Source organism: Desulfofundulus thermobenzoicus (genome assembly GCF_009428905.1).
GTDB classification, from domain to species: Bacteria; Bacillota; Desulfotomaculia; order Desulfotomaculales; family Desulfovirgulaceae; genus Desulfofundulus_A; species Desulfofundulus_A thermobenzoicus.
The window spans coordinates 21343-47214 of the sequence record NZ_WHYR01000012.1; the positions used below are offsets into that span (position 1 = coordinate 21343).

Genomic DNA, 25872 nt, shown 5'->3' on the forward strand with positions numbered 1-25872 from the left:
CTGGCCCCGAAAATGTTCCTGGCTGTGGTCACAACAGACCGAGAGGCTTTCCCGCCATGGGGCAAAAGGGCTGGAATGGGCTGGAAAAGTATGGATGTGAAAATTGGTGAGAACAGGCTCCAGCCCTTGGGAGAGTAAGGGGGAATGGTAATTGGAAATAAAATGTTCTCATTGAGAAAAATCATAACTTATATAGGGGCCTCTCGATCACCACTTTTTTAGATCTGATCGATCACCCCCCTATATACAGGGGTTTGCCTGTAACGATCAAAAAATGCGAACATTTAGCTGGAAATGGGTTTACATCCCTTGTCTCCCAAGGGGTGAGACCTGTTACCACCGACACAGGTGTGAAAGAACATCATTGATGACCCCTTGGAAGGCAAGGGCTTTCGGAGCTATGCCGTCGTACCGGACAGGCCGGTTTGTTACCACCATTGAAAAACCCAGCAATGACTGGGGCTTTTGGGCTGGAAGCAAATGGTGTTTCTGGTTGGTAAGTTACGATTTTCACAAATGGCAGGGGGTTGGTAAAATGCCCGGTTTACTTGTTGCTTTTCCTTTTTTCCCCTCGTTAGTGAACGATTCCTTGCCACTGGAGGAAATGTTCGCCGCCGCCGTGGATGTGGTCCGTAGGGAAACCTCCGCCGCGGCCGCCCGTTGGGCGAAAGAAGCCGCCCCGGAACTTTGGGCGGCGATCGGCGAGGCTGAAAAAGCCGTGGACGCCGCATACCGGAAAAATGACCGCCAGGCCGTGATTGAAGCCTGCCGCGAGTACATCCTGGCTTGGCGGGCCATAGCCCGGGCTCACGCTGCCGCCGCGGCCGGCGCCGGCGAGGATGGGGTTAATGAAACTTCGGAGACGGAACCCATCGAAGACTTTTCTCCCGCAGATCCGCATGGCGTTTTTGTTGGTTTTGATGAGTGCGCAAATTTGCGCGGCATTTCTTTTGAATCTTTCAAGAAAGACGCTGACAATCTTGGAAATAAGAATCTACTCAATATTGGTGCCCCCGGACAAGGTAAAGAAGTTTACGTAAAACAGCTCGGTAATGAAGACCCGGCGTCCGGCAAGGCGAGCGCTCCCGTCGTCGCCGGAACCCGCGCGGAGGCCCGGTTTGATGCAAATGGGCAGATGACCCTGTTTGCTACTCCGAAACCTGAACCGCCGGCCCGAATGGAGCAGGCGGACCTGTCCGGCTGGCAGGCCTGGCTGGACCGGACGGAAATAATCCGAGTCGCAGGCCTGGAAGCGTGGCGCTCCGTTCTGGCCGGAGCGCGGCGGGCCGGGATATGCGGGCTGGACACCGAGACTACCGGCCTCGATCCATTGCAAGACGAAATCCGTCTGGTTCAGCTGGCCCTCCCGGTTTACCCGGAAACGGGCCGCTTGACCGCCCGGGACGGCAAAGGCCCGGAACCAGGCGGCAAGGTGAAAAGCCACGTGTTGGACATGTTCTCCCTTCCGGAGGCCGAGCGCCGGGAAGTCCTGGAGGACCTGGCCGGGTTGCTGGCCGACGGTTCGGTGGTGAAAATTTTTCACAATGCTAAATTTGACCTGGCGTTCATCCGTGCTGGCTTGGGGCGCCGCATTGAAGTGAACAGGATATTCGATACCATGCTGGCCAGTCAGTTGGCGTGGGCCGGGTTCTATAGGCTGGAAGTATCCGAAAAGGCCACGAAAAACAGGCTGAAAGAAGTGTATCCCCATCATCGTCTCGCTGACTTGGCCAAGCGGCATCTCGATCTGGATCTGGACAAGACGGAGCAAGCCGGTGATTGGTCGGCCAAGGTCCTGTTTCAGAAGCAAATACAGTATGCCGGGTTGGACGCGGCTGTTCTCCTTCCGGTATATGAAATCGTGAATGAGCTTATCAGCAGGAATGGGTTGGAAAAAGCGGCGGAGTTGGAGTTTTCCAGCCTTCCCGCCATAGTGGAACTGGAATTGAACGGCATGCTTTTCGACGCGGCGGCGGCCCGAGAAATGTTGGCCAAAATATCGGCGGAACGGGACGACTTGAAAAAGCGGCTTGTGGAAATGGCTGAAAATGCTGGATTCAGGGCGATTCCGAAGAAATCCATGAAAAATTACTCGCCGGACCTGAATCCTTCCAGCCAGGACGATGTTTTGCGGTGCCTTGCGAAAATGGGGTATGTTGTTTCGGATACACGAGACGAAACGCTGCAAGACCTTGAAAAGGCGGGTTGTGAATTTGCCGCGGGTATTCTCCGTTATCGGGAAAGGGCGAAGAAGGCGAAATTCCTGGAAGAATGGTTAGATAAACAAAGCTCTGACGGCAGGATAAGGGCTAGTTACTGGCAGCTCAACCCGCACGCGGTCGGCCGGCTTTCCAGTTCATCGCCAAACCTTCAACAGTGTCCCCGCGGCAAGGAATTTAGGCGTTTGTTCGTTGCTCCCGCCGGGTGCAAGCTGGTGCTTGCCGACTACAGTGGGATAGAACTTAGAATTATGGCCTGGCTTTCTGGGGACAAAACCATGATCCAGGCTTTTTGCGACGGCAAAGACTTGCATCGGCTAACGGCGGCGGCTACGTCCGGGAAAGACCCCGAAAATGTGAGCAAAGAAGAAAGGCAGGCGGCCAAAGCCGTGAACTTCGGCCTGATCTACGGCTGCGGTCCCGGCAGGTTGCAACAAAGCGCAAAGTACGATTACGGCGTCGAAATGTCCGAATTGGAAGCACGCCGGGCCAGGGAAGCTTTTTTCCGAAAATATCCCGGCATAGCTGAATGGCACCAAAAACAAAAAGCGCTCATGTCGAAACCTGAGCCGCATTGGTTCCACCATATCAAGCAAGGGTTTTTTACCTTGCGTCTCGTTTCCGTGCGCACAGCCAGCGGCCGGAAACGGGTTTGGCCCAATTACGAGAAGCGTACACAAGCCCGATTTACCATGCTGGCGAACACGCCGGACCAGGGGACCGGCGCGGACATGATTAAGCGCGCGCTGGCGCGGGTTTACGCCGGTTTGCTGGAGCGCGGGTGGGAAGACGTGAAGATAGTGGAATCGGTGCACGATGAACTGGGCCTTGAATGTCCGGAAAATATGGCCGGAGAGATACGTGATTTTCTGGTCGCCGAAATGGCGGCAGCTGGCGAGGAATTTATTTCTCCCGTGCCGGTGGAAGTGGAAGCCGGTATTGGAAACAGTTGGGCGGAAAAATAGACCCGCCTGTGTTTTGTTTAGAGGCGGGTGTTCAGTAACTTACCGATAAGTTCAAGTTCTTTTCCTGTCATTTCACGGTATTCCGCGATACGTCTGGCGGCGGTCTTGAACACTCCAAGTCCTTCTCGTTTTCCTACAGCTATTACGGCAACAAATATGGTTTCTTTTCTGACTTGGTACACAATCCGGTAACCTCGAACAGGGGTCAATTTGCGTAAGCCGCTTAAATCGATGCCTGTTTTTTCGCCCAATGGTTTGCCGTATTCAAGAGGATTTGTTTCTAGTTTGGTGACCGCTTTTAACACTTTCAATCTGACGCCTTTATCCAGGTTTTCAATGTCCTCAACCGCTTCCGGGAGCCATTTAACTGTCCACTTCATCGTCGGGGACCTCCGCCAATTCTTCGCGGGTCACATTGAATCGTTTCAGTACATCGTTCATTGCCACCAGCGACTTCGGGGATTTGGAATGTTCAATGAGACGGCGCATGGCCAGGACGGCGAAGTAAATTTCTTCCGCTTTTTGCTCTTCAAGCAAGAGCTCACGGTAATCGTCCAGGCTCATCAGTACTGCTTCCACTTCTTGTTCCCTGGTAATGAAAATCGGCTTTTTTTGGGCTTTGTCCAGGTACGAACCGAGGTTCTTGCTGAGTTTGGATGATGAAACCAATTGGGAAGGACTGAAAAGCACAGGATCGTCACGTTCATTCATGATATTTGTACTCAACTCCTCTGCAACTCCTTTCCGTAAATATTTTATGAATATGATACGTATATTATACATCACTTAAACCCGTATTTAAAGATATTTTTAGTTAGGGCGGTGCTGTCCATGTTCCAAATCATCGTCGACAACATGATCCACATACCCGACGCGAGCAAAATCAAAAGCCACCATCCCTGGTTCTGGGCCGCTCTGGAAAACGACCTGACAATAGCGAACCCGGCGTACCTGGAAGCGGTCAAATACGGTCGGAGCGCGTACCGCATCCCGATGAACATTTCCCTCCTGGAACTGGACAGAAAGACGGGAACGGCGGTCCTGCCCCGGGGCTATGCCGGGCGGTTGCTGGGCCTGTTGAAAAAACACGGCGTTCCGCACGTCCTTGTCGACCAGCGCCTGGTTTTGCCGCCGGTGGACTTCCCTTCCGGCGGCCAAATAAAACTTCGGGACTACCAGGTGGAAGCGGTTGAAGCGGCCCTGAAAGCGACCCAGGGCCTCATCCAGGCGCCGGCCGGTTCCGGCAAAACGATTATCGGCATGGAGATTATCGCCCGCTTGAAACAGCCCGCTCTGTGGCTCACGCACACCAAGGATTTGGCCGAACAGACGGCGGAGCGGGCGGCGGCCGCGTTGGGCCTGCCGCGGGAAGAAATCGGTATGATCGGCGCGGGTTCGGAGAAAATCGGTGCTCGATTGACTGTAGGCATAGTGCAGAAGATGGCGCGGATGGATCTCTCATTGTTGGCAAACAGGTGGGGGTGTGTGGTGCTGGATGAGGTTCATCACCTCGGAGGGGCGGCTACATGGATTGACGTTGTGAGCAAACTTCCCGCCCGGTACAGGTATGGGGTTTCCGCCACAATAGCTCGTGCCGATGGCCTGGAGGCGGTCACCGAGCGGGTCATCGGCCCCATTTTGTTCGCGGTTTCCCGGGATCGGGTCAACGGCGCCGGCGGGCTGATCACTCCGCGGTTGGTTACCGTGCGCACCGGCGCGAAATCTACCGTGTGGACCCGTTATGAAAATTTGGCGGACAGATACCGGAAGTTGGGCAAAAAGCCACCCGTGGTTCCGTTCAACGAAATCTTGGATGAAATACTCAACGACGGAAAACGCAACTCCCTGATTGTGGAAGTCCTGGGCCGCGAGTGCCCAGGGCATTCCTCCCTGGTTCTGACCGAGCGGGTGGCTCACTGCGAAGAACTGGCCGTGGCGCTGAAAAAACGGCGTTCGGAGTTGAGAATCGCCACGGTGCACGGAAAACTGGGCAAGGTCAGGCGGCAGGAGATTCTGATGGCCATGGACAACGGGGATGTGGATGTTTTGTTCGCCGTGGACATTGCCAAAGAGGGGCTGGACATCCCCCGCCTCGACCGCCTGTTCCTGGTGGCCGGGGGACGCAACGCGGCGGAAATCGAGCAGAAGGTAGGCCGGGTTCAGCGTCCCTATTCTGGAAAAAAAGATGCGGTGATTTTCGATTTCGTTGACGAGAAGATAGGCGTCTTCCTGGCCCAGTACAGGGCCAGGTTGAAGGTGTACGGCAAACTTGGGATCAATTCCGCCTCTTGACATGCCGGATCACGTCCTGGATCTCGCAGTCCAGGAAGTCGCAGATTTTATCCAGCGTCTCCATCGAGACATACTCACCCTTGTTTATTTTAGCCAGGGTGGCCCCCGAGATGCGGAGCTTTTCCCGCAGGTCCTGCAGTTTCAGGTCTTTGTCGATGAGCGTTTTGAGCAAAGGCTTGTACGTGAACACGGTTTCTCCCTCTTTGTCAAACCATTTGTAAGATATTATAACCGAAAGGTTTAGAATTGAAAACAAAAAGTTTTTAAGAATCTCTTGACGGGTGGTTTATTTTTGTCTACAATAGGTTTAGAAATCTAAACATTTGGTTGACCATTTAGAAAAGAGGCTGCTCGCGAATGCTCGACCGCTCTCTAGTCTTCAGCCTCGCAAAACAGGCTCTGCAAGCTCGGAGTTCACCGCCCGGGCGCTTTCCGCCGGGCATGGTACGCTGTCCGCCGTGGAGAATTCGAAACCCGCGTAGCTGGGGTCAAATTCGGCCAGCGACAGATGCTCATCCAAAATTATTGACCGTTCACATAAGGGCGGTGTGGGTAAAAATTGGCGGCGGGGCGGCTTATTGAAAGAGGTGATCAACGTGCGTACCCTGCACAATCTGCTGCTAGTCATCGGCGCCGACGATATCCAGAAGATTCGACCGGATTGGCCGCACGAACGGGCCGAGCGGTTTTTGGGAGAGAACCAGGACGCCTTGTACGAAGCGATTTATCAGGCCGCCATGCAGGTGATCCGGAACTTTGTTATCTTAACGGAAAAAGAGAGGAAAACGATGGAAATCAAATGGCGAAAGGGGAGGGAATAGAGCGGGGCGGAGATGCCCGCTCCACAAACGTGGCGCGTTATTTTTTAGAGCGTGCCGAAGTCGCGATCCGTAAGCAAGAATATTCTTACGAACGTAAAAAAGCCCTTTCGGTTTTCCATCGGTATGTTTGGAAACAAGTAGCTGTAAGCGATTCTTTACCAGCTTTAATAGCCATAGCTGGTGAAATGCACCGCATTGTGGATACCGAGACAGGGACGGAAGTTTTTAGGAGCGCGCCGGGATCACTGCCATTTTGACGTGTTTCTGGGACCCAACGGTTCGCGAAAATGAAATGCGATGTTTATATCTTCACTTTGCACAAAGGAGAAAAGTGAAATGCGACTGTTGTATTTCACCGACACCCACCTCCGGGGCACCGCGCCGGCGGCCCGCACGGACGACTTCGCGGCCGCCGTCAGGGCCAAACTGTCGGAAGTGGTCAGGTTAGCTAACGAGCTGAAAGTTTCAGCCGTCCTCCACGGCGGCGACCTCTTCGACCTCCCGGAACCCGGACTGGGTCAGGTCGGGGAATACCTGGAAATACTCCGGCGGTTCCGCGCACCGCTCTATGTGGTGCCGGGGAACCACGACGCTTACGGCCACAACCCGGCCACCCTCCCACGCACCCTTCTGGGCTTCCTGGCCAGGATGGGCCTGGTCCGGCTGTTGAACCGGGAGCCGGTATACTTGGAAGGCGGAGGGGTCAGGCTCCAGCTCACCGGCCAGGGCTACCACGCGGGGATCGACCGCCGGGACCCGGGCCCGGACTACGCCGTGGAGAAACGGGACTGCGATTTCGCCGTCCACGTGGCGCACGGTATGCTGCTGCCCCGTTCCGTCATCTCTTCGGCCCCCTTCCTCCCGGCGGCGACCGCCGCCGAGGAAGCCCTGGAGGCGACGGGAGCCGACTACACCCTGGCCGGGCACTACCACATGCCTTGGGAGGTCCGGATTGGTGGCAAGGTAGCTTTGAATCCCGGCGCGCTGGTGAGGCTTTCTGCCCACCCGGACGAGATCGCGAGGACGCCCCGGGTGGTGGTGCTCGAATGCGCCGGGGGCGGCGTTTCGCACCGGTACGTGGCGCTGGAGTGCGCCAGGCCGGGCGAAGAGGTGCTGAGCCGCGCCCACCTGGACGCGGCGCGGGTCAGGGAGGAGAGCCGGGCGGCGTTCCTTGCGGGCCTGGAGTCGTTCCGGGGGGAGCGGTTCGCGGTAATGGAGCCCGAGGAAGTGCTGAGGGAGGTCCTCGCCCGGGCGGGCGCGGGGCCGGAGGTGGAAGCGGAAATCTGGCGGAGGTTTCAGGTGCGGGTTTCGTCGCCGTAGCTTGAGAGGTTTGGTACGTATTTGTGAGCTTCGTTTCGGGGAAGGAACGGTGATAGTAACATGCCAAATGAAATAGATCCGGAGGAAATCATCAAAATATCTGGTATACCTGGCGATTATACTATCGATCGTCAAAACAAAACTGTTCATTTTACTAAATACTACCAGCTCATAGCTGCAGCGTCCTACATGTACAAATACCTTCCTCCTGGAAGAAATAGTTTTTCTGCATATAACTGGCAGTGGCGAGTAGACAAGTAGAAGCGAAGGCTTAGAAACTCTGGAATAGGTTACCGGGGAGTGTTGTCTGGTGATTGAAAAGCTGACCATCGAAAGAAAATTTCAAGTTCCACCGGCACACCAAGATAGAGTTTGCCCCCGAGCGTTACCGTGCTTGGTGAAGTTATTTGGTAAAGCAGCTTATGTTTAGGATAACGAAACAAAAAGGAAGGGTTATTGTGCTTTCTGAAGATGAACAAAGGTTTATTAAACAAAAGTGCAAAGCTATACGCAGACATTTACGAGAACTTTTACCTATAGCAGAACAGGTTGAAGAACGTGCTCCCGAAGTAACAGAATTTGCGTTTGCCATCAATTTAGATCTTAACGATCTAGAAAGGGCATTAAAAGAAAGTGTCGCTGCCACATCAGGTTCATCTGGAAACCCTAAAACGTATCTTGCTAAGCATCCTGGGGCAGAGGAATTCATTCTTATTCCTGTTCGGAGTAGAGAGTACATGGATGTTTGGCGTAGGTTGCTTTAAAAACTAAGGGGTGGTTTTAATGTCGAAAGTTCACAAATACCAATTTTATTTTCGCATTGAGCCCGAGGCAGGAATGGCAATCGACGAAGATGGTAATCCCATAGAGTGTTATACCAAGATTGGCCTCGATAGAGAAAAACTTTTTTCTAACGGAGAATACGAAGAAGTCGCCGGAAAGTTGGCGGAGGCTTTGGCGGAACTCCTCGAAATTGAGAAAAAATTTGTTATTTCAGTCACTGAAGAAGAGTACCTAGCTAACGTTGAAGACGGTGAGGATATCGATGTCGCCTGCCAAGCACTCAATTAGGAGAACGGTGATAGATAATGTCCATCGACAAACTGACTGTTGAAAACTTCCAGTCCCACCGCTGTACCGAAATAGAGTTAGCCCCGGGAGTCACCATATTGGTCGGCGAGTCCGACGCCGGCAAGTCGGCGGTAATCCGCGCCCTGAAATGGCTTTTCCTGAACGAGCCGCGGGGTTCGGGTTTCGTCCGCCAGGGCGCGTCCGGGTGCCGGGTGGCCGTCCGGTACTCCGACGGCACCGGGGTCGAGCGCCGGAAGGAGGGGGGCCGGAACGTTTATACCATCAAAAGGCCGGACAGCTCGGAGGACGTTTACGAGGGGTTCGGCGTCTCCGTGCCTGAAGAGGTTGCGAATGTCACCGGCGTCCAACGGGTCGAGGCGGGCGGCGCGTCCTTCGCGCCTAACGTGGCCGGCCAGCTGGATCCTCCGTTCCTCCTGGGTGAGCCCGGCTCCGTGGGCGCGGCGCTCCTGGGGTTGCTCTCCCGGGCCGACGTGTTCGACGCCGCGCTGAAGGACACGCTGGCGGACACCGCGAGGCTCCGGAAAGAAGCCCGGGTGCTGGAGGACGAGATCGCATCCCTGGACGTGGAGCTGGAAAAGTACGCCGACCTGCCGCGGTGGGAGGAAGCCCTGGGGGAAGCGGACCGCTTGCTTGAGGAAGCCGGGGCCGATTCCGGAAGGAAGGTCTTGCTGGAAGAGCTTTTTTCGGACCTGGAAGGGGCGAAAGCCTCCCTGATGGAGGCAAAAAAGGTGCTCGGGGCCGCGGCGGAACTGGACGCGGCGGCGGCCCTCCTCGCGGAGGCGGACGCGAGTGCGGCAGTGCGGAGCGCTCTGTCCCGGCTCCGCGGCGAAACCCTCTCCCTGCGGGGCGAGCTGGAGCGCGCGGGGGAAACGCTGACGGTTACCGGAGGATGTGCGGAGGCGGACGTCATCCTCGAAGCTACCGGTACCCGCGCCCGGGAACTGGCGGCACTGAAGGTTGCAAGGGATGACGCGGACCGGCTCCGCCGCGAGATCCGCGTTTCCGGGGAAATCGCCGGGGCCGCGGCGGGCGCGGAAGTTGCGAGTGTTACCCTGGCTGAGGTTGCGGCTCTCCAGGAAAAGAAAGCGCGTCTTAGGCTGGCGGCCGCCGGAATGAAGGAGGCGGCCGGGCAGGTGACGGTGGCCCTCGGAATTCTTAAGAAGACGGAGGGCACCGGAGGAGCGGAAAAACTATTGGCCGGGCTGGAGGAGGACCGGAAACGCTTTACGGCGCTGGCGGATTTGCAGTGCCAGTTGCGGGAAGCGGAAACGCGCGTCGAAGAGTCCGTCCGGATCGCCGGGGCGGGGGAAGCGGCCGGTAAGGCTGGGGACCTGATGGAAGCACTGGTTTCGCTGGCCGGGAATCGTGACGCATTGGCCCGTGCGCAGGGCGAGTACCGGCGGACGGAGTCCGAGGTCGCCGTGGCCGCCGAACAGGAAGCTGAAGCCCGTGCGGCGCTGGAGCGGAGGGCGGAAGAACTGGGGAGCTTGCTGAAAGAACTGAGTCGATGTCCGATGTGTCTCAATAAAATCGAGGGGGAGGATGTCCGTGAAATCGTCGGCCAACTTGTTAACTAACAGCGATGAACAGAGGATCGCTCGGCTGAAAAAGCGCGTCGAAGAAGCGAAAGCCGCCCGCGCTGCGGCGGCCGCCCGGAAGGAGATGGCCGAGAAGCGGCTGGCGGAGGTGGAGGCTCAGATCCGGGCGATGGGCGTGGAGCCGGACAGGGTCGAGGAAGAGATCGCCCGGTTGGAGATGGAGATCGCGGAGAAGATCCAGCGGGTCGAGGAATTGCTGAGGCCGTTCGAGGAGCTGGTTGCCCGTGCTGGCGTCCCTGACTGAGAGAGCGGCGCTTGTCCGCGCCGAGTACGAGAGGCGCCGCGGCCGCTTCGAACAACTGTCCGAGATGAGGCGGCACAAGGCCTCCCGCCTGTCCGAAGTGGAGCGGGAGACGGTTCGGTTGGAGAAGGCGGCGGACGTGTTCCGCGCGGCTTCCGAGGCGGCCAGGGAGAGGGTGCGGCAGAAAGTGGAACTGGTGGTCACTGACGCCCTCCGGGCCGTGTTCGGGCCGGGTGTTGAGTTCGCCGCGGAGGTCGTGGACCGGCGCGGCCGCCCGGAAGTCGAGTTTTCGATAATCTCCGATTACGGTGGGGCGTCCGTCAGGACGCCGGTCCTGGACGCCCGCGGCGGCGGGGTTGTGGACGTGGTTTCCCTGGCCCTGCGGGTGCTGGTGGCCGTTGCCACTTCTCCTCCGCGGGCCCCCGTTCTCCTGGACGAGCCGGGCAAGCACCTCTCGGAGGGCTACAGCCGCGCCCTGGGGGAGCTCTTGAAGGCCGTGGCGCGGGAGACCGGGCGTCAGTTCGTGGTGGTGACCCACGACCCGAGGCTGGCCGAGGCGGCGGACGCCGTGTACCGGGTGGAGATGGTGGGTGGGGAGTCGAGGGTTACGAGAATGACTGAATAAAGAGCGGCGGGGAAAACTCGGCGAAAAAACAGGAAGGGGTGGTCACGATGGCCGGTTACGGCAAAAACCGCCGGTTGAGTTCGCTAAACATGAGCAAGCACTACAGGCCGAAGAAGTGCCTGAAATGCGGCAATGTGTTTGTTCCCCTTAGCGGGAGAGCATTGTATTGTTTCTGTTGCCGGCGGTAACGGTTGAATTAACTTCGTAATGCCTGTACGCTGACGCACGAAAAAACTCTTTTCCGAGGTAGGGATGAAGATGCGTGCTGTTTATCAAGCCAACCGCGGACAGGCGTTGGAAGACCTGATAAAGCTGGCCAACGACCGGTACCGTGCCCGGAAGCTGGCCGTCATCCACAAGGTTCCCACGGCCTGGGTCCCCATTCGGGGGCCGGGCGGGAAAATAGTCAGCGCCAAGGTGGAGGAAAAGGCCGCCGTGGACTTCCTGGGCCACGTCCTCCTGCCTTCCGGCCCGCTCCCCCTGGCCTTCGACGCGAAGGAGGTGTCCAGGGGCGACCGATGGCCGCTGTCCAAGTTCGAGCCGCACCAATATGTATATCTGAGAGACTGCGCCCTCACCGGGGCGTTTTCTTTTGTGCTGATAGGGTTCGGGGAGCTAAATCGCTTTTTCGTTTTACCGTTTCCGGAACTGGAGAGGCGCTGGGCGGCGTGGAAGGACAGGACCGGCCCGGCGTCGGTGCGTGCCGGGGAGCCGGGATTGGTAGAAGTGAAATTTTGGGATTATTTAAGTTGTGTAGATTTTCGATATTGTAACCAGGGGAAATAATGAGATGCTCAACAAAAGCATGTTTTCTTCACAAACCGGGGAGTGGGAAACCCCGGCTTCATTTTTTGCCGTGCTGAATTCCGAATTCCGTTTCACTCTGGACGTCTGTGCCCGTCCGGAAAACGCGAAGTGTCCCCGGTTTTTCTCTCCCGAGCAGGACGGCCTACGGCAGTCCTGGGCCGGTGAAATCTGCTGGATGAATCCACCCTACGGCCGGGAGATCGGGAAGTGGGTGCGGAAGGCCTTTGAGGAGGCGCGGAGGGGCGCGGTGGTGGTCTGTCTGCTCCCGTCAAGGACGGACACCCGCTGGTGGCACAACTACGTGATGCGGGCCGCTGAGATCCGCTTCGTCATAGGCAGGCTGAGATTCGGCGGCGCACCCGGCAGTGCCCCGTTCCCCTCGGCGGTAGTAGTCTTTCGGCCCGGAGAACACCAGCTCAGGATGAGTTCCATGCATGCCAGGATTCCAAATTTTGAGAAAGGAGTTGAAAGACAGTGCCAAGCGTTAAACTCAAGGGCCGCGAATCGGCGAGGTTCAGGCCCTACTCCATGACGCCGCCCGCCCCAAGCAACGGCGGCGCACAGCACAAAAATCAGCTGAATGAAGCCCGCCCGCCGCTTTTCTTTCATGTGCGCGTGGCCTCCGCATCCGACCCGGAAAAGGTGGCCGGCTCCATAGCCAAGGCCTTGGCCGAGGGGCACGGTGTGGAAGTGCGGGCTACGGGCGAGGCCGCATTGGCCAGGCTTCTCCTGGCCCTTGGCCTGGCCCAGGCGTTCACGCGCAAGAACGGCGGCGCCGCCCTATTGGAAGTGGACGAAGTCGACCTTGACGGCGGCTCCGTGCGGGTGTCGGTATCGGGCCGCTGGCATTCCAAAAAACAGAAAGGGGATTTTTAAAATGGCAAGTGTTCTTTTTGTCGACCGTGCCCGCCTGTCAGAGGCGGTCCAGTTAGCCCGGAAAGCGGTTTCGGCGCGTTCCCCGCTCCCGGTGCTTTCCTGCGTCCGGCTGGCTTCCGGCGGGGAGACCCTGACGGTCGCCGCGACGGATCTGGACAGGGAGATCGAGGTCGCGGTGCCCTGCCGGGGAGGTGACTTCGAAGCCGTGCTCCCCGCGAAAGAGCTGGCCGAATTATTGCGGTTCCTTCCTGACGGGGAAATCGAGATCGAAAAGGACGGGGACGGCGCGGTGCTGCGCTACGCCGGGAACTCGGCGCGGATCAGTGGTTTTTCGGCGGATCAGTTCCCCGAACGGCCGGAGAACGCCCGGCTCGCCGGGTTTTCCACCGACGCCGGGAACTTGAAGGACGCCCTGAGGCGGGTGGTTTTCGCCGCCTCGGACGACACCACCCGGCCCGTGTTCACCGCCGTCTGCGTCGACCTCGAAGGGTCTGGGGCGAGGTTCACCGCTACGGACACCCATCGCTTGGTGACCCTACCGCTGGAAGTACAGCGGTACGGAGAAGAGCGGAAAAGCGTTCTCCTGCCGAAGGAGGCGGTCAACGACCTGATCGGCGCGCTGGGTGGACTGAAGGGGAACGAGGAGGCGGAAGTCTTTTTCGACCGGTCGGGGGCCGAAGTGAGGGCGGGCGGCGTGCGGGTTTGGTTCCGTCTCGTCGCCGGCGCTTTTCCGCCTGACACGGCGCGGCTTTTCAGCGTGCCGCATTCTTTTGCCGCGGAGATTCCCGACATGTCCGGGTTTGAGCTGGCGCTCCGCCGCGCCAAGGTATTCGCGGAGAACGACAAAAACAAGTCCGCCATAGCTCACCTCCATTTCACTGACAACGCGCTGACGGTATCCTCCGGTTCCGACAGGGGCGGCGTAGTTGAAAAGATTCCGGTCACCAACGTCGAGGGCGGGGATCTCCGCGTCAGCTTTAGAATAGATTATCTTCTCGATGTGCTGGAAGCAATCGAGCCGGAAAGCAAGTCTCTGACGTTCAAGTTCTGTAGTGAAACCGAAACCGGGACTAACCCCTACGCCTTGATCGCGCCGTCCGGGTCCGGGGAGGACGGGTACCGGTCCATCGTTCTCCCGGTGAGGAAGTGATGGGAGAGTGATCCAGCTTTCCCTGGACTTCGGTGTTCCCACCCCACCACCCGGCCCGGCGAGAGCGGGGCCGACTCCGGAGACGACCGGCGATACCCTCCCCCTGCCCGGCACCGAGGGCCTCCACCCCGAGTTTTGCCTGGTTTCGCCGGACGAAATCCAGGCGGATCCGCGCCAGCCGCGGCGCAATTTCTCCCGGGAAGGACTCCTCGAACTCGCGGCCAGCATCGCCCGGGTGGGGCTGATAGAGCCGCTGGTGGTGGAGGAGAACGCCGGGTCGGGGAAGAGGTATATCGTCATAGCCGGGGAGCGGCGCCACCGGGCCATTATGCTGGGGCGGGAATTATGGCCGGACAACCCGCACTTCCGGGAGGCGCGCTGTCTGGTCTTTCCGCCCCTGCCCGATGAAATACGTGCGGCGTTCCAGCTGGAGGAGAACCTGAAGCGGTCCGGCCTTAATCCCTATGAGGTCGCTTCAGGACTGCACCGGGCCAGGCTGGCCATGGCCGGGTGCGGGAGGCGGCCCGCGCCCGCCTGGGACGAGGTGTTGACGATACTGGGCATTTTCCCGGGGAAGGAGACGAGGAAATGGCTCCGCTAAAATCCTGCAACTGCGACACCTGCCGGTTTTACAATCTCTGCGGCGGCTGCCATCCTGAATGTAACCACGCCGGGTGCACCAGACCGTGCTCCTCCTGCGGCGTGCGGTGCCGCCGCCGGGATGACGTGGATGCATGGATCAAGGACGCGGGGGGTACCCTGGATCTTTCCTTCCCTGGCACAGTAAATTGGCCGCCGGTGCCGGGAGATCTCCCTCCCGTGATCCCGGAGGTGGACGGCTACCGCACGGCGGAGTACGACGCCGCGGCGGATTACCCGACGTACGCCGTCGGAGCGCCCCGGGTGTTTTCTAAGAAAGGGGCGGGCTTGCGTCCGAGGTGGCGGGGGCGGGATTCGCCCTGGTCCTGGGGCCGAACTACAGCGTCTACGGCGAACACCCCCGCTTCGAACACCTGATCAACATGCGGCGGAGCCTCCTGGCGGCCGTACGGCTGGCCTCCTTGGGAGTGCCGGTGGCGCCCAACGTTTACTGGTGGACGGAAAGGGACCTGGAGCGGTGGTGTCAGTGCGTGGAGAAACTGAAGATCCCGGCGGTCGCTGTCAACGCCCAGACCTACCGGACGGAGAAAGACTGGGCGTTCCTGCTTGCCGGGTTGAAACGCATGGGCGAAAAGCTGGGGAACCGGGTGACCGTTTTTCTGAACGGTTTGTCGCAGAAGGACCGGATTATGGCGGCGAGAGGGATGCTGCCCAAGGTAATCTTTTTGAGCCGTGACCTCCAGATGCGCGCCCAGCACGGGCGGGTCTTCGGGGCGAGGAAAAAAGAGTATGTGTATGGTAATGCTCCTACCCTTTTCCGTGAAAATTTGAATATTTTTCTGCGTCAAACCCTTGACATGTAGTGCGAGCATGATATAATTAGAACATAAAAGCACTACATGGGGGTTTGAAAATGACTGATGGAGATAAAATCAAAGCGGTGCAGGTGCGCGTCACGGAATCGGAGTGGCGGTTTATCCGCCGCCTGGCGGTGGAGAAGGATACCACCATATCCGACATTTTCAGGCGGTATATAAGGCACTTACAAGGTGGCGGAAAGCTCATCGGTTATGAGAATGAAAGAAGGTAAAAAGAGGTGGGTGCTAAAAAGAAGCAGGAGGAAGTCTTAAAGGTCGATTTTCATACTCACCCACTGGCTGACCGGTATTATTGCAGTTTCACCTCTCCCCGGACGCCAACGGGAAGGGACGCGGACGACATTGCGGAATTTCTGGCTACGGCAGCTGATCGAGACATTGATGCGATTGCGGTCACCGACCACGATTGCGTTGCTTCTGGTTGGTTTGCGAAAAGGGTGGCGGAAGAAGCCGGGCTTCCCATATTGGTTATTCCCGGCGTCGAGGTCACTACCAACTGCAACGGCTGGCGGGTGCACGTCCTGGCCTACAACCTCAAGGAGGACTTGCCGCCGAACACCCTGACCCCGTGGGAGGCGGTGGAGGAGGTCCATGCCCGGGGCGGCGTGGCGGTGCTGGCTCACCCGAAACGCAACGGTAATTACGGTCCGGAAATTTTTTTCCGGTGCTTGAACGCCGGTATGGATGGCGTGGAAGTAAAGAACCGGGTGAACGGCAACTTCGATCCGGCGTATTGGCTGGGTGAAAAATCGGAGTGGAACGAAAGGTTAGTGCAGACGGCGGGGAGCGACTGGCACTGGTACGGCAGCCGGCTGAACGTTCCGGGGGACTTTTCGGTGGATGTCCCGGTGGACTGGCTTACCGGGAAAGGGCTGATCACCCCGGAGGAAGCCGGGGAGGCGCTTTCGAGGCGGGCCGCAAGGGAACGGGAAAAGCGGGGCAACCGCGGGAAAGTTGCCGGAAGGCGTAAGCAGTGGGGCAGTTTGGATTCGTGGTGGCACGAATGGGACAAAGAATATTACGCCAGAGAGGAGTGGGTATAAATGTCAAAAGTGATCAAAAGGGTACCGGCGAAATGGGTCACAGAACAAATTGGTGGTGGCGTTATTTGTCCCGGAAAAGAACCGTGCCTGAAGTTTGTACTAACTGTGGAGCGATGGAAGTGCCGGATCCGGTACGATTTGTTGAAAGACGGGTCCCCGGCTATGTAGAGGTTCTTTGCGATTGTGGAGAAACCGTTATTTGTGATGGCTTCACCAACACGTGCGAGCGTTGCGGGCGGGATTACAATTGGAAGGGCGTGCGGTTGGCCCCGCGTAATCAGTGGGGCGAGGAAACGGGGGAAACGGTAGCTGATATCCTTTCTGTTGATTGCGAAAGGGGCTGGTAAAATGGCCAAATGCTACGTAACCAAGTCCGAACGGGACGAAATACTTTACCTTGCCGATCAGGTGCTTTCGCCCATGACCCAGCGGGTCAAAACCTTCGTGCACACTGAGAAGTGCTACGGCAACAAATGCAAGAAGCAGTGTGCGGAGCCGAAGGTATTTGTGCTTATTCAAATGCAGGGATGCATTCCCATGGACGCGCTGAACAAGCTCACCGAAGGGCAAATTGCCGCCGAAGTGGAAAAGGCGCTGGCCGGTCTCTTCAAGGCGGGAGAGACGGCGCCGGAGAAAGCGGGTGCGGCAAGATGACCGACCTGACCGACAGGGTCCGAGGCGGTATCTACGCCCTGGCCGTGGGGGACGCTCTCGGCGCGACGCTGGAGTTCATGGACAGGGAACAAATCCGCGCCCGCTACGGCGTGCTCCGGGAGGTCGTGGGCGGTGGCTGGCTGAACCTCAGGCCGGGGGAGTGGACGGACGACACCGAAATGACCCTGGCTGTGGCCGAGGGGATTCTGGTGGACCCGGAGAACCCCGTCCCGCACATCGGTGAAACCTTCCTCCGCTGGCGGACCACAAATCCACCGGATATCGGTGGTACAATCCGCGCGGTTTTCCAGGCTTACGACCGCCTGAAAGATTGGTATAGGGCGGCGGAGGAAGTCCACGCCCGCTCGGGGATGACTGCCGGCAACGGGGCGCTCATGCGGACGCTGCCGCTGGCTTTCGCCTACCCGGACGCGGCGGACCTTTATATGCGGTGCATGGAAGTGGCCCGGATGACCCACTGGGATCCGGAAGCGGGGCTGACGTGTTTCATCTACTGTCTTACGGTTCAAGAACTCTGGCGGTACATGACTTTCGCGGAGGCATACGGCAGGGCACTAGACGTGTTGAAAGACATCGTTCCCCGGGGCGAGATGGAAGACGTGGCCTCCAGGCTCGCCCGGAGGCTCGGAGACGTGGCTGGCTGGCCGAAAGATCGTCTCCGTCCCACCGGCTACACCGTTGACACCCTGGCGTGCGCCCTGTGGTGCGTCGCCAACACGGACAGCTTCGAAGAGGCGGTGGTTGAAGCAGTCAACCTGGGCGGGGACGCCGACACCGTGGGGGCGGTCACCGGGGGCCTGGCCGGGGTGATGTACGGCTACGACGCCATTTCTGCCCGGTGGCTGGACAAATTCGACGGGAAACAGCTGGAACGGTTGGATAATGCGGTCACCGGGCTGGTTAGGTTCACGAAAAAATTTTCCGATTGATGTGAGTCAACCACCCCTCAATGAATTGAGGGGCTTGCCCTGGCGGGGGCAGGGGCAACTGGCTGACCAGGCGGCTGCGAAGGCAGCAAGGGTCCGTGGGGCTACCCAATCACTTCCGGGTGTTTCGCCAGCCCGGATTATGTGAGGCAGAACCGCTAAATGCCGCGGCCGGCAAAGACCGGCCTAAGCCTTGCGGACGACGCCGAGGCGACAATCACTCCGAAAGGAGGCCGTGTATCGGCAAATGATTACCAGAGTGCCTGATTATCAGAGTGCCTGTGGTGGGCGTGGATGGCAAGCGGATTGGGCAGTTCAACCCGAAGAAGGTAAGGTTGCTGGCGAGATCAACGGGATTCTCGTGGAAAGAGGTGGCGGTGCATTCCTCCCCTGAATGAATTCAGGGGAATCCTGCGTCGATGATCTTGATGTGATTGAAAGGAGAGTGTTAGGCATGCCAATGCAGATGTATAGTCCGTTTTTTACGGAAGAAGAGATGAAAAAGTACAAGTTTCGCAAGGGCGAAAAGCTGACCATCTACCGCTTCCTCGAAACCCCCGATCAAAGCGTCATGCCGCCCATCTGGCCCACGGTAATCGCGCTGGTGCTCGAAGACGGGCGGTGGGTGTGGGCCGACGTACCGACGCATTTTTACACTGAAGGCACCGAACCGGCCATCGACGAGAAAATCGGCGGCTACCCGGATTGGCGGCTGGGCAGGATGTGGCCCGGCGTGTTCCGGCGCATCGAGACGCAGAACATGCTGGAAGCAATCAGGTATTGGGTGGAGGAAGGCAGCAACGGCCGGACCAACGAGGTGGCCATTGTTTACCGCACCGTGGTCGAACTGGGCGATCAGGCGGCGATGGACGCGGAGGCCGCCCGCATCATGGGCGAGGACGGCGATCAGATGCCGGAGCTTCCCGTTCCGGTAACCGGGATGAGCTTGTGGCGCTATTTCGCCCAGATCGGCATCGAAGAGTCCCTGCATCAGATCAAGATATGGGAAGCGGCCGGCGAGGTCGGCTTGGAACTGCCCCCACCGATGGAGTAGGGCCGGAAAGGCGGTGTGGTAAGTGATGGATGAGTGCGACATTTGCAAGAACAAAGGCAAGTTCTGTGATGTTTGTTGCTACAATTACGAAGATTATTTCGAGCCGCTACCGGATAAGGAAATTGAAGAAATCGAGCACGCGGAATTTCGCAAAGAAATTCAGGAAACGCTTCGTCCCGAGAAGATTCGGGTTTCAGTGCTGAAAGAATTTCGGGAAAAGTTCAACTTGGTGCGACGGTTTGGTTCCTCGGAAATTGTGAGGTATGCACCCGTGCAGGCTCTTGAAACAGCTTTGATGGCGACGAATACTCACGTCCTGTGTTATTTGCCGTGCGAGGTTCCGCCGGAACTCCAGGGCAAAGGGATAATAGATCTTGAAGATGCTTTCGCGGAAGCGTGTTCTTTAAGCGAATGGGCTACGCATGAATACACCCGGAATATTTTGAATCCTGCCAGGTATTGTTGTGCTTGTGATGAATTTATTGTTGCCGGCACAAAAGATTTTGGCGATGTTATTGCAACAGAAATTATTCTGGATGGAAGAAGGGTGTTTTTGAATAAAAAATATTTAGATCTTGTCATGGAAGCCATGGGGTCGGAAAGAGTAAAAACCTTTTTTGATTTTAAAGGAAGAGATTTATTATTGTTAACGAACTATAGTGGAGCAAAAGCGGTGATTATGCCACTTGTGTCGAGGGAATGTGATTAAGATCCCCGCCGGGAATTCCTTCGAATTTATTTATCTTGACTATGACCACCAAAACTTCCAAAGACGCGGCGAAATTTTCGGAGAAACTGCCTTCTTGCGTCCTGTGCCACGCCATCCGAGATATTAGGGCAAAGAAAAAAGCAAAGCGGTTCAAGCGCCTCTGGCCGTCGTTCAGCTACCAGAACTTCCGCGTGGAAAAAGAACTCTCCAAAGATGGCGGAGCCGTCTGGAAAGCTTCTTTTCCCACGCTGGAGAAAAGGATCGGGGTGCCCATCGTCGTTCAGTCCTACCAGGAAAAATACCTGGAAATGCTCCTCTCCGGTCAGGCCAAACAGGGCAGCGCGAAGCTGGTCAGGCACGGCCGGGACTGGTACATCCTCCTTTCTCTAACTATTTCGGTAGAAGAGAAACAGGGCAAAAAAATCATGGGGGTGGACCTGGGGCTGATTGACCTTTTAGTTGCTTCCGTAAACGGCCAAACTCTCTTCTTCTCCGGAAAAGGGCTGGCCTATACCCGGAGGCACTATGCGGAATTGCGGCACAGGCTTCAAAAAGCCGGGGCTTACCGCGCCCTGGTCAGGCTGGGAGACAAAGAACACCGCTGGGTAACGGACGTAAACCACAAAATCAGCAAAGCTCTGATAGACTTTGCCATCGCCCACGGGGTGACGAAAATCCGCTTGGAAGACCTGACCGGGGCAAGGTGGACAAACCCTCAAAGAAAAGAACAGCGAAAAGACCACGGAAGAAGCCTGCACTACTGGCCTTACTATCAGCTTCGGAAATTCATCGAATACAAAGCGGCTCTAGCTGGTATCCAGGTAGAGTTAGTGAACCCCGACCTGACCACCCTGACCTGCAGCCGGTGCGGGGAAGTGCGGCGGAGCCGCCCGAAAGGCCGCTGGTTCAAATGCCCGCGGTGCAAAAAGATAAAGCACATCGACGTAAACGCAGCGGACAACGTAGCCCAGGCGGTGAGCGGCCTTGCCGCGTGAGAATTGACCTTAGCGGTATGGAGTACAGCCTTCGGGCCGGAAAGTGCCGCTGCCCGGAAGGGTGGAGGGCAGGGGGTCCCTTGAACCTTCCGGGGCGGCGGTTGGCACGGCCCAATGGGTGAGTCGAAGAAGCCTGGCAGAAATGTACGGGCGGAGACAAATCCCGACCGGAACCGGGCGTGAACCCCGCGAGGGGCACGGAATTCTCGGGGTACCCCGGGTGGGTCCGGGGGGTTTCTCTCCGGGGGAATCCTCCGAATTCATTCGGGGGAGGACGTCAATGGAATCCTCCGAATTCATTCGGGAGAGGATGTCAAGCAAAAAATCTGGATCATTGTATGCGTCAAGCGGCGAAAATTCAATTCGAAAGTCATCGATTCAGTCTGGCTGGAAAGCTTGACGGCTACAGGGGATAATTTGACCAGGGTGCGAATCGAGAAGGTAAAAAGCTAACAGCAAACTCGGGAAGTATTCTCGGGTTTTTCTTTTTTGTCCCGAAGGGGGTTGGTGAAGCATGGGCGGTGGTGGCAAGAAGAAAAACAGTGCTGTGGGCATGGGCGGCGCTGGCGCGGGGTTCGGAGTCGGTGCCGGCATCGCCCCGGCCGCGTCAGGCGAAACGGTGGCGGTCAGCGAAAGTTATCTTCCAGACATGGCGGGATACCAAGCACTGGCAAAAGATATCTCAGCCGTTTCCGGGAGCTCCGGAAGCGGCGTGCCAGGCGGGGCGGCACCCCCGAAGGCGGCCGCGGCGGCTTCAAAAGTCGTTTCGGCGTGGCCCGCCGCGACGGTGGTGGGCATTGCCAAGAAGAAGGGCCTGTCGCACGGCGGCCTGGTTGGAGGGGGAGAACAACCGGGTGAGATTTCCATCCTGCATGCCGTTGCCAACCCGGCTTACCCGGAATCAACCAAAACCGTAACCACGGTTAATTTCGTCGCGGAAGAAGATTTCAAGGAACTCCCGCCCGAGATCCAGAAAAGCGTGGACGAGCGGGAAAAAGCCGCGGAAGAGGCCGTGATAGCCGGGGTGACACCTGACGGCGCGGCAGTGCTGGCCCCTCCGGCGCTTCCGGATATCCAGACGGTGCTCCAGAAAGCCCGGGAAAGCTTGAAAAACGGCACGGCCAACCTGAAGCTCGGCGTGTCAGCCTTTTCCCAGAAGGCCAAGGGGATACTCGACGTTATCACTTCCATGGCTAAGTCCAAGGAAGAGGTCCCCCGGGTCGGGCCGGAAGAATTCAAAACCAGGTCTTTTACTTTCAAAAAACCGGCGAAGGAACTGGGCGGCGTGCATGAAAAATTCATCTACGCCGACCAGGACGGGAAAGAGTGGCTCTTCAAGCCGGACAAGCACTCCGGCGGCGCGGTGGCCGCGGCGGAATCGGCGGTTTCCCGCATAGCTGCCATGGTGGGTCAGCCGGCGGTGGACGTCTTTGTTACGGAGACGCCTCACGGGAAGGGGAGCATCCAGCCCTTCGTCCAAGGCGCGAAACAGCTGGGAAGCGATCCCGTCAAATATTCCCCCGCCCAGATACGGGCGCTGGTCCGGGAACACGTCATCTCCTGGGCCACGTCTGAACACGACGCCAAGCATGACAACTTTCTCGTCACGCCGGGCGGAGTGGTGGTGGGCGTGGACAAAGGCCAGGCGTTCAAGTTTTTCGGCGAAGACAAGCTGTCTTTAGACTACCATCCGAACAAGCAACACGGCTCCCAGGAGCCGGTTTATTATGCCCTTTACCGGGCGGCGAAAGAAGGCAAGGTGAAGATCAATCCTTACGACGCTCTCCCGGTGATTGAGAGGTTCGAGAAGATACCGGATGCGGAATACAGGGAGATACTCCGTCCGGTGGTGGACGCGGCGGTGAATAGCCCGGCAAAAAATCAGATCGCCTGGTGGAAGCGGATGGAGGACTTCGCGGCCCAGCGGCTCGGGCACAAGCCATCGGACCAGGAAGTGGGCGAAGAGTTTCTCCGCCGGGCGTGCGAGCGGAAGAACAACCTCCGGAAGGACTTCGCGGAATTTTTCGGCAAGGTGCTGAATACCGCAGTGGACTTCAGTTAAGGTCAAAAATAATCAAAGTCAAGCCGGAAGGTGGTGTAGATAAATGCTTTTTCTGCAAAAAATTCTGGATGCAGATTGGTTTGAAGAGCGGGAAGAGATAGTTGATCGCCTGGGCATGCCGCGTTGTAACAGGTGCGGTGGATCCCTGCATATTGGGGATACGGTGGATGTTGCCTGGCCCTGGTTTGACGATTTTAACCTTTGCCGGGGCTGCCAAGATACCGGTATAACTGGTGAGCGGGGGTGATCTCCCTTGGGCGGCGGGAGCAAGAAGAAGAAAAGTGTCCACGCCCTGGGTGCAGGTGCTGGTGCGGCCATTTCTCCCGCCCTGGCTCCGGAAGCGCCGGAACCCGGCATTTCTTCTGGAGTCACGGCCACCATGTGGGGTTTGTATTGGAACTGGCAGTCCGACGCTTATAAAAAATACCAGGCAGGCGAGATCAGCGCGGTTGAATTATATACACAAGCTAACGGAACTGCCCAGAAATTGGGCATACCCGTTCCGCTGGGTATTGAACATTTGGCTGTGTTGAGCAGCGATCAGGAAAAGCTGAAAAAAGAGATGGCTCCGTTCGTGGAAACGGGCGAAGTGCAAAAGCCGTTGAATTTTGATTATATCGGGGTCGTTCCTATTGACAGCGATTTTTGGGGTTCTTATGACGAGGAGTATGCAAAATTTTTGGAAGGTAAAATAACTTACGAGCAGTTCCAAGAAAATCTTAAGAACGAGGCGGTGAAACAGGGTTATGTGAATGCGGAGGCGGTCCAGGGAGAGCAAGAGCCCTCTGGACCGTCTTCAGTCTCTGGTGTTTCGGGTTCCACACATCCTGCACAGCCGGCGGATGAACCAGCCGGTGCGGATAAAGGGGAGGGATCGCCGGAAGCCGCGGAGGCAACCGCCGTTTCTCCGCCCGTGTCGCCTCCCGCCTGGCTCCTGGACGCCAGCCCGGTCAACGAGGAATTCTGGTCTGAAGTGGCGGAATCCGGCCCGTTGGGGCGTCCTCTGATGGTCGCCGGACCGGACATCGAAGATCAAACCCTTACCGCCACCATGTTCAGCGACCCCGGTGGAGATCCGGGCAAAGACCGCCTGGTGCTTTTCGGCAAGATCCGCGAAGAGTCGGAAGCCAAGCTTCTTGACGCCCTTGATCTGGAGGGCGGGCACGTGATGAAGGTCAAGAAGCAGGTGGAACAGGTGAAGCCGCTCCCGGTGGACGAACAGGAAGGGTATTACCAGCAGCTTTTGAAGGTGGCCAAGAGCGTCAACCACCACACCGGTGAGGGCAAGGACAACGTGATCCCGGACCATACACTGAAGGGGATGGTGGAACTCAGAACCAAGCTCGAAAAACTGCAGGGCAGCGCCCAGGACGAAATGACCAAGGCCATGATCCAGAACTACCTGGATCAGCTGAAGACGGTGGAGGTCGCCGTGGCTGCCAAGACGAAGGCGCCTAAAGTTACTCAATTCACCGCCCCGCAGCTGGTCGAAGTGGAAGAAGAAGTCGTCGTACCGAACGCCTCCGGGGAGGGTCTTGCGGCCAAGAAACGCACGGGTTCCCGCATAGCGGCCAACGACGCCGGCGGACGCTCCGTATGGGACGGCCAGCGGGAAACCAACCAGTTTTACGGCGTCGAGTACGCCATAGACCTGGGCAACGGTTACCAGGCCGTTTACCACCCGAACGACGACTCCGTGCCGTTCTCGTTCCGGGGTACCATAGAGGTGATCTCCCCGCCGGGAGTAAAAGACGGGCGCGAAGCGCTGCAAAAGCTCAAATCCCTGCATTTGCACGCCGAGCCGCCCGCCAGCGCCCAGGAGGCCGAGGTCATGTACCTGGAGCGCAACATTTGGGCGCAGGGTTACGACAAGGACCCGGAATACATGGCCATCAATCAGGGGTTGGAAAACCTGGCTTTGAAACAGGAAGCCAGGCTGGTCTCCCAGCTCGAAGCGGTGTCGGGATTGAGCCAGGAGGAACAGTTAATCCTGGCTAAAGAGCTGATCTTGCAAAACGAACGGTCTCTGCTGGCCGAAAAAACCCGGTCCCTCAAGCGGTTTTTCGAAAAGAAGCTGGGCCTGGCTCCGGGCGGCTTGGAAAAATTGCCGTCTTACCGGCCGGTGCCCGGGGCGGCGCAGCAGAAGAAAGGTTTTCATTTCTGGAACCGGTTCGATCTTACGTCGGAAGCCGTGCGCCAAAAGACCAAGGGATACGTAATTACGCACAAATTGGAGGGAGTCGGCTCCGACCATAAAACGTCTTCCAAGGCCGACGTCCTGTGCCGGATTATCGAGAACGGCGGGGTGCTGGCGTCCACGGAGCTGCGGCGGCGCATGGGCGTAAAGCATTCCGGTATGTCTTCCTCCGAGGACATGAAAACCGGCGGCGCCAGCTACGCTTTCACTTTCTTCCGCAAAGCGAGCCAGCAAAAAAGTTACGACATTGTATGGGACCCGGAAACGTTGCTTACCCGGTCTGACTGGTTCGCCACCAAGCAAGACGATTTCGGGGCGACCAACCCGAAAGATCACCATTACGGCAAATCGGGACGAACGAGAAAAGTCGAGGACCTGCCTGATTACGCCAAGGACGCTAACGCGGGCAGTCTCAGGGCACAGGTAATGTTCAAAAACGGCATAGATTTGCTGGGCGAGCACGCCCCGAAATATATTTTCGTGAACACGGAGGCTGACCGGCAGAAAGTGCTGGCTTCGTTCGCCAAGGCGGGCGTCAAGGAACTTAAGGGCCGCCCGGTGGAGGATGTGGTAAGGGTGAGGTAAGATGTTTGGCCGTGCGGTTTTGGAAGAAAGCTGCGCGGCTTTTTCTTCCTGGTGTCCTTTCCGACTTATCAACAGCTACCTAATTTGCTAAACAAAGCTATACATTTCTAACAAACCCAACCTCAAGAGAGAACCACAAAAC

At 57.6% G+C, this 25872-nt stretch carries 30 protein-coding genes; 27 read left to right on the top strand and 3 right to left on the bottom strand.

What is annotated here, in order from left to right; genetic code table 11:
- Positions 1 to 535: 535 nt before the first annotated feature.
- Positions 536 to 3184 carry a DNA polymerase gene (locus tag GFC01_RS05995; protein ID WP_194174836.1) on the top strand — a complete coding sequence of 883 codons (2649 nt, stop codon included), beginning with the start codon at positions 536 to 538 and terminating at the stop codon, positions 3182 to 3184.
- A 17-nt stretch (positions 3185 to 3201) separates the two neighbouring features.
- Here the strand turns inward: GFC01_RS05995 and GFC01_RS06000 are convergent, their stop codons facing one another.
- Both GFC01_RS06000 and GFC01_RS06005 read right to left on the bottom strand, forming a co-directional pair.
- Positions 3202 to 3564 (bottom strand): type II toxin-antitoxin system RelE family toxin, encoded by a 363-nt coding sequence (locus GFC01_RS06000; protein WP_152945737.1) that lies wholly within the window; start codon positions 3562 to 3564, stop codon positions 3202 to 3204.
- Positions 3548 to 3895 carry a type II toxin-antitoxin system Phd/YefM family antitoxin gene (locus GFC01_RS06005; protein WP_194174837.1) on the bottom strand — a complete coding sequence of 116 codons (348 nt, stop codon included), beginning with the start codon at positions 3893 to 3895 and terminating at the stop codon, positions 3548 to 3550. The genes GFC01_RS06000 and GFC01_RS06005 overlap by 17 nt, the downstream gene beginning before the upstream one ends.
- Before the next feature lie 120 nt (positions 3896 to 4015).
- On the opposite strand from GFC01_RS06005, the gene GFC01_RS06010 reads away from it, so the two are divergent.
- Complete coding sequence (locus GFC01_RS06010) at positions 4016 to 5476, top strand: DEAD/DEAH box helicase (protein ID WP_152945739.1); 1461 nt, start codon at positions 4016 to 4018, stop codon at positions 5474 to 5476.
- Here GFC01_RS06010 and GFC01_RS06015 read toward each other — a convergent pair.
- Positions 5460 to 5666: a helix-turn-helix domain-containing protein gene (locus tag GFC01_RS06015; protein WP_341473784.1), complete on the bottom strand. Its 207-nt coding sequence runs from the start codon at positions 5664 to 5666 to the stop codon at positions 5460 to 5462. The two genes, GFC01_RS06010 and GFC01_RS06015, sit on opposite strands and share 17 nt — an antisense overlap.
- A gap of 388 nt (positions 5667 to 6054) precedes the next feature.
- On the opposite strand from GFC01_RS06015, the gene GFC01_RS06020 reads away from it, so the two are divergent.
- The 25 genes from GFC01_RS06020 (at position 6055) to GFC01_RS06135 (ending at position 25730) form a co-directional block, all read left to right on the top strand.
- Positions 6055 to 6297, top strand: a complete 243-nt coding sequence (locus GFC01_RS06020) for a hypothetical protein (RefSeq protein WP_152945741.1) — start codon at positions 6055 to 6057, stop codon at positions 6295 to 6297.
- A complete protein-coding gene (locus GFC01_RS06025; RefSeq protein ID WP_152945742.1) occupies positions 6276 to 6554 on the top strand; it encodes a hypothetical protein in 279 nt (92 codons plus the stop codon). The genes GFC01_RS06020 and GFC01_RS06025 overlap by 22 nt, the downstream gene beginning before the upstream one ends.
- A gap of 79 nt (positions 6555 to 6633) precedes the next feature.
- On the top strand, positions 6634 to 7617 hold the full coding sequence (locus GFC01_RS19710; RefSeq protein ID WP_194174838.1) for a metallophosphoesterase family protein: 984 nt from the start codon (positions 6634 to 6636) through the stop codon (positions 7615 to 7617).
- Between the two features lie 458 nt (positions 7618 to 8075).
- Complete coding sequence (locus GFC01_RS06035) at positions 8076 to 8381, top strand: hypothetical protein (protein WP_152945744.1); 306 nt, start codon at positions 8076 to 8078, stop codon at positions 8379 to 8381.
- Between the two features lie 19 nt (positions 8382 to 8400).
- Entirely contained in the window at positions 8401 to 8688 is a 288-nt protein-coding gene (locus GFC01_RS06040; RefSeq protein WP_152945745.1) for a hypothetical protein, read from the top strand.
- Positions 8689 to 8705: 17 nt separating this feature from the next.
- Positions 8706 to 10286: an AAA family ATPase gene (locus tag GFC01_RS06045; protein WP_152945746.1), complete on the top strand. Its 1581-nt coding sequence runs from the start codon at positions 8706 to 8708 to the stop codon at positions 10284 to 10286.
- On the top strand, positions 10258 to 10551 hold the full coding sequence (locus GFC01_RS06050; RefSeq protein ID WP_152945747.1) for a hypothetical protein: 294 nt from the start codon (positions 10258 to 10260) through the stop codon (positions 10549 to 10551). Before GFC01_RS06045 ends, GFC01_RS06050 begins: the two co-directional genes overlap by 29 nt.
- On the top strand, positions 10532 to 11173 hold the full coding sequence (locus tag GFC01_RS06055) for an AAA family ATPase (protein WP_152945748.1): 642 nt from the start codon (positions 10532 to 10534) through the stop codon (positions 11171 to 11173). Before GFC01_RS06050 ends, GFC01_RS06055 begins: the two co-directional genes overlap by 20 nt.
- Positions 11174 to 11431: 258 nt before the next feature.
- Positions 11432 to 11959, top strand: a complete 528-nt coding sequence (locus GFC01_RS06060; RefSeq protein ID WP_194174839.1) for a Holliday junction resolvase RecU — start codon at positions 11432 to 11434, stop codon at positions 11957 to 11959.
- Between the two features lie 19 nt (positions 11960 to 11978).
- On the top strand, positions 11979 to 12512 hold the full coding sequence (locus GFC01_RS06065; protein WP_243137294.1) for a phage N-6-adenine-methyltransferase: 534 nt from the start codon (positions 11979 to 11981) through the stop codon (positions 12510 to 12512).
- Positions 12455 to 12856, top strand: coding sequence for a stage V sporulation protein S (locus GFC01_RS06070; protein WP_341473785.1), 402 nt, complete (start codon positions 12455 to 12457; stop codon positions 12854 to 12856). Before GFC01_RS06065 ends, GFC01_RS06070 begins: the two co-directional genes overlap by 58 nt.
- A 1-nt stretch (position 12857) precedes the next feature.
- Positions 12858 to 14006, top strand: coding sequence for a DNA polymerase III subunit beta (gene dnaN, locus GFC01_RS06075; protein ID WP_152945752.1), 1149 nt, complete (start codon positions 12858 to 12860; stop codon positions 14004 to 14006).
- A gap of 7 nt (positions 14007 to 14013) precedes the next feature.
- A complete protein-coding gene (locus GFC01_RS06080) occupies positions 14014 to 14607 on the top strand; it encodes a ParB/RepB/Spo0J family partition protein (protein ID WP_152945753.1) in 594 nt (197 codons plus the stop codon).
- Positions 14595 to 15023 carry a hypothetical protein gene (locus GFC01_RS06085; RefSeq protein WP_152945754.1) on the top strand — a complete coding sequence of 143 codons (429 nt, stop codon included), beginning with the start codon at positions 14595 to 14597 and terminating at the stop codon, positions 15021 to 15023. Before GFC01_RS06080 ends, GFC01_RS06085 begins: the two co-directional genes overlap by 13 nt.
- Entirely contained in the window at positions 14945 to 15469 is a 525-nt protein-coding gene (locus GFC01_RS06090; RefSeq protein ID WP_152945755.1) for a DUF4417 domain-containing protein, read from the top strand. The genes GFC01_RS06085 and GFC01_RS06090 overlap by 79 nt, the downstream gene beginning before the upstream one ends.
- 50 nt (positions 15470 to 15519) lie before the next feature.
- Positions 15520 to 15696, top strand: coding sequence for a hypothetical protein (locus GFC01_RS06095; RefSeq protein WP_152945756.1), 177 nt, complete (start codon positions 15520 to 15522; stop codon positions 15694 to 15696).
- A gap of 6 nt (positions 15697 to 15702) precedes the next feature.
- Positions 15703 to 16527 carry a PHP domain-containing protein gene (locus GFC01_RS06100; RefSeq protein WP_152945757.1) on the top strand — a complete coding sequence of 275 codons (825 nt, stop codon included), beginning with the start codon at positions 15703 to 15705 and terminating at the stop codon, positions 16525 to 16527.
- 348 nt (positions 16528 to 16875) lie between these two features.
- Complete coding sequence (locus GFC01_RS18735; protein ID WP_194174840.1) at positions 16876 to 17181, top strand: hypothetical protein; 306 nt, start codon at positions 16876 to 16878, stop codon at positions 17179 to 17181.
- On the top strand, positions 17178 to 18131 hold the full coding sequence (locus GFC01_RS06105; protein WP_194174841.1) for an ADP-ribosylglycohydrolase family protein: 954 nt from the start codon (positions 17178 to 17180) through the stop codon (positions 18129 to 18131). Before GFC01_RS18735 ends, GFC01_RS06105 begins: the two co-directional genes overlap by 4 nt.
- A 451-nt stretch (positions 18132 to 18582) precedes the next feature.
- Positions 18583 to 19182 carry a hypothetical protein gene (locus GFC01_RS06110; protein ID WP_152945759.1) on the top strand — a complete coding sequence of 200 codons (600 nt, stop codon included), beginning with the start codon at positions 18583 to 18585 and terminating at the stop codon, positions 19180 to 19182.
- Between the two features lie 22 nt (positions 19183 to 19204).
- A complete protein-coding gene (locus GFC01_RS06115; RefSeq protein ID WP_152945760.1) occupies positions 19205 to 19891 on the top strand; it encodes a hypothetical protein in 687 nt (228 codons plus the stop codon).
- Positions 19892 to 19932: 41 nt separating this feature from the next.
- Positions 19933 to 20886: an RNA-guided endonuclease TnpB family protein gene (locus GFC01_RS06120; protein WP_243137299.1), complete on the top strand. Its 954-nt coding sequence runs from the start codon at positions 19933 to 19935 to the stop codon at positions 20884 to 20886.
- A gap of 514 nt (positions 20887 to 21400) precedes the next feature.
- Positions 21401 to 22948: a hypothetical protein gene (locus GFC01_RS06125; RefSeq protein ID WP_152945762.1), complete on the top strand. Its 1548-nt coding sequence runs from the start codon at positions 21401 to 21403 to the stop codon at positions 22946 to 22948.
- Positions 22949 to 22991: 43 nt separating this feature from the next.
- Positions 22992 to 23195, top strand: a complete 204-nt coding sequence (locus tag GFC01_RS06130; protein WP_152945763.1) for a hypothetical protein — start codon at positions 22992 to 22994, stop codon at positions 23193 to 23195.
- 6 nt (positions 23196 to 23201) lie between these two features.
- Entirely contained in the window at positions 23202 to 25730 is a 2529-nt protein-coding gene (locus GFC01_RS06135) for a hypothetical protein (protein WP_152945764.1), read from the top strand.
- Positions 25731 to 25872 lie beyond the last annotated feature (142 nt).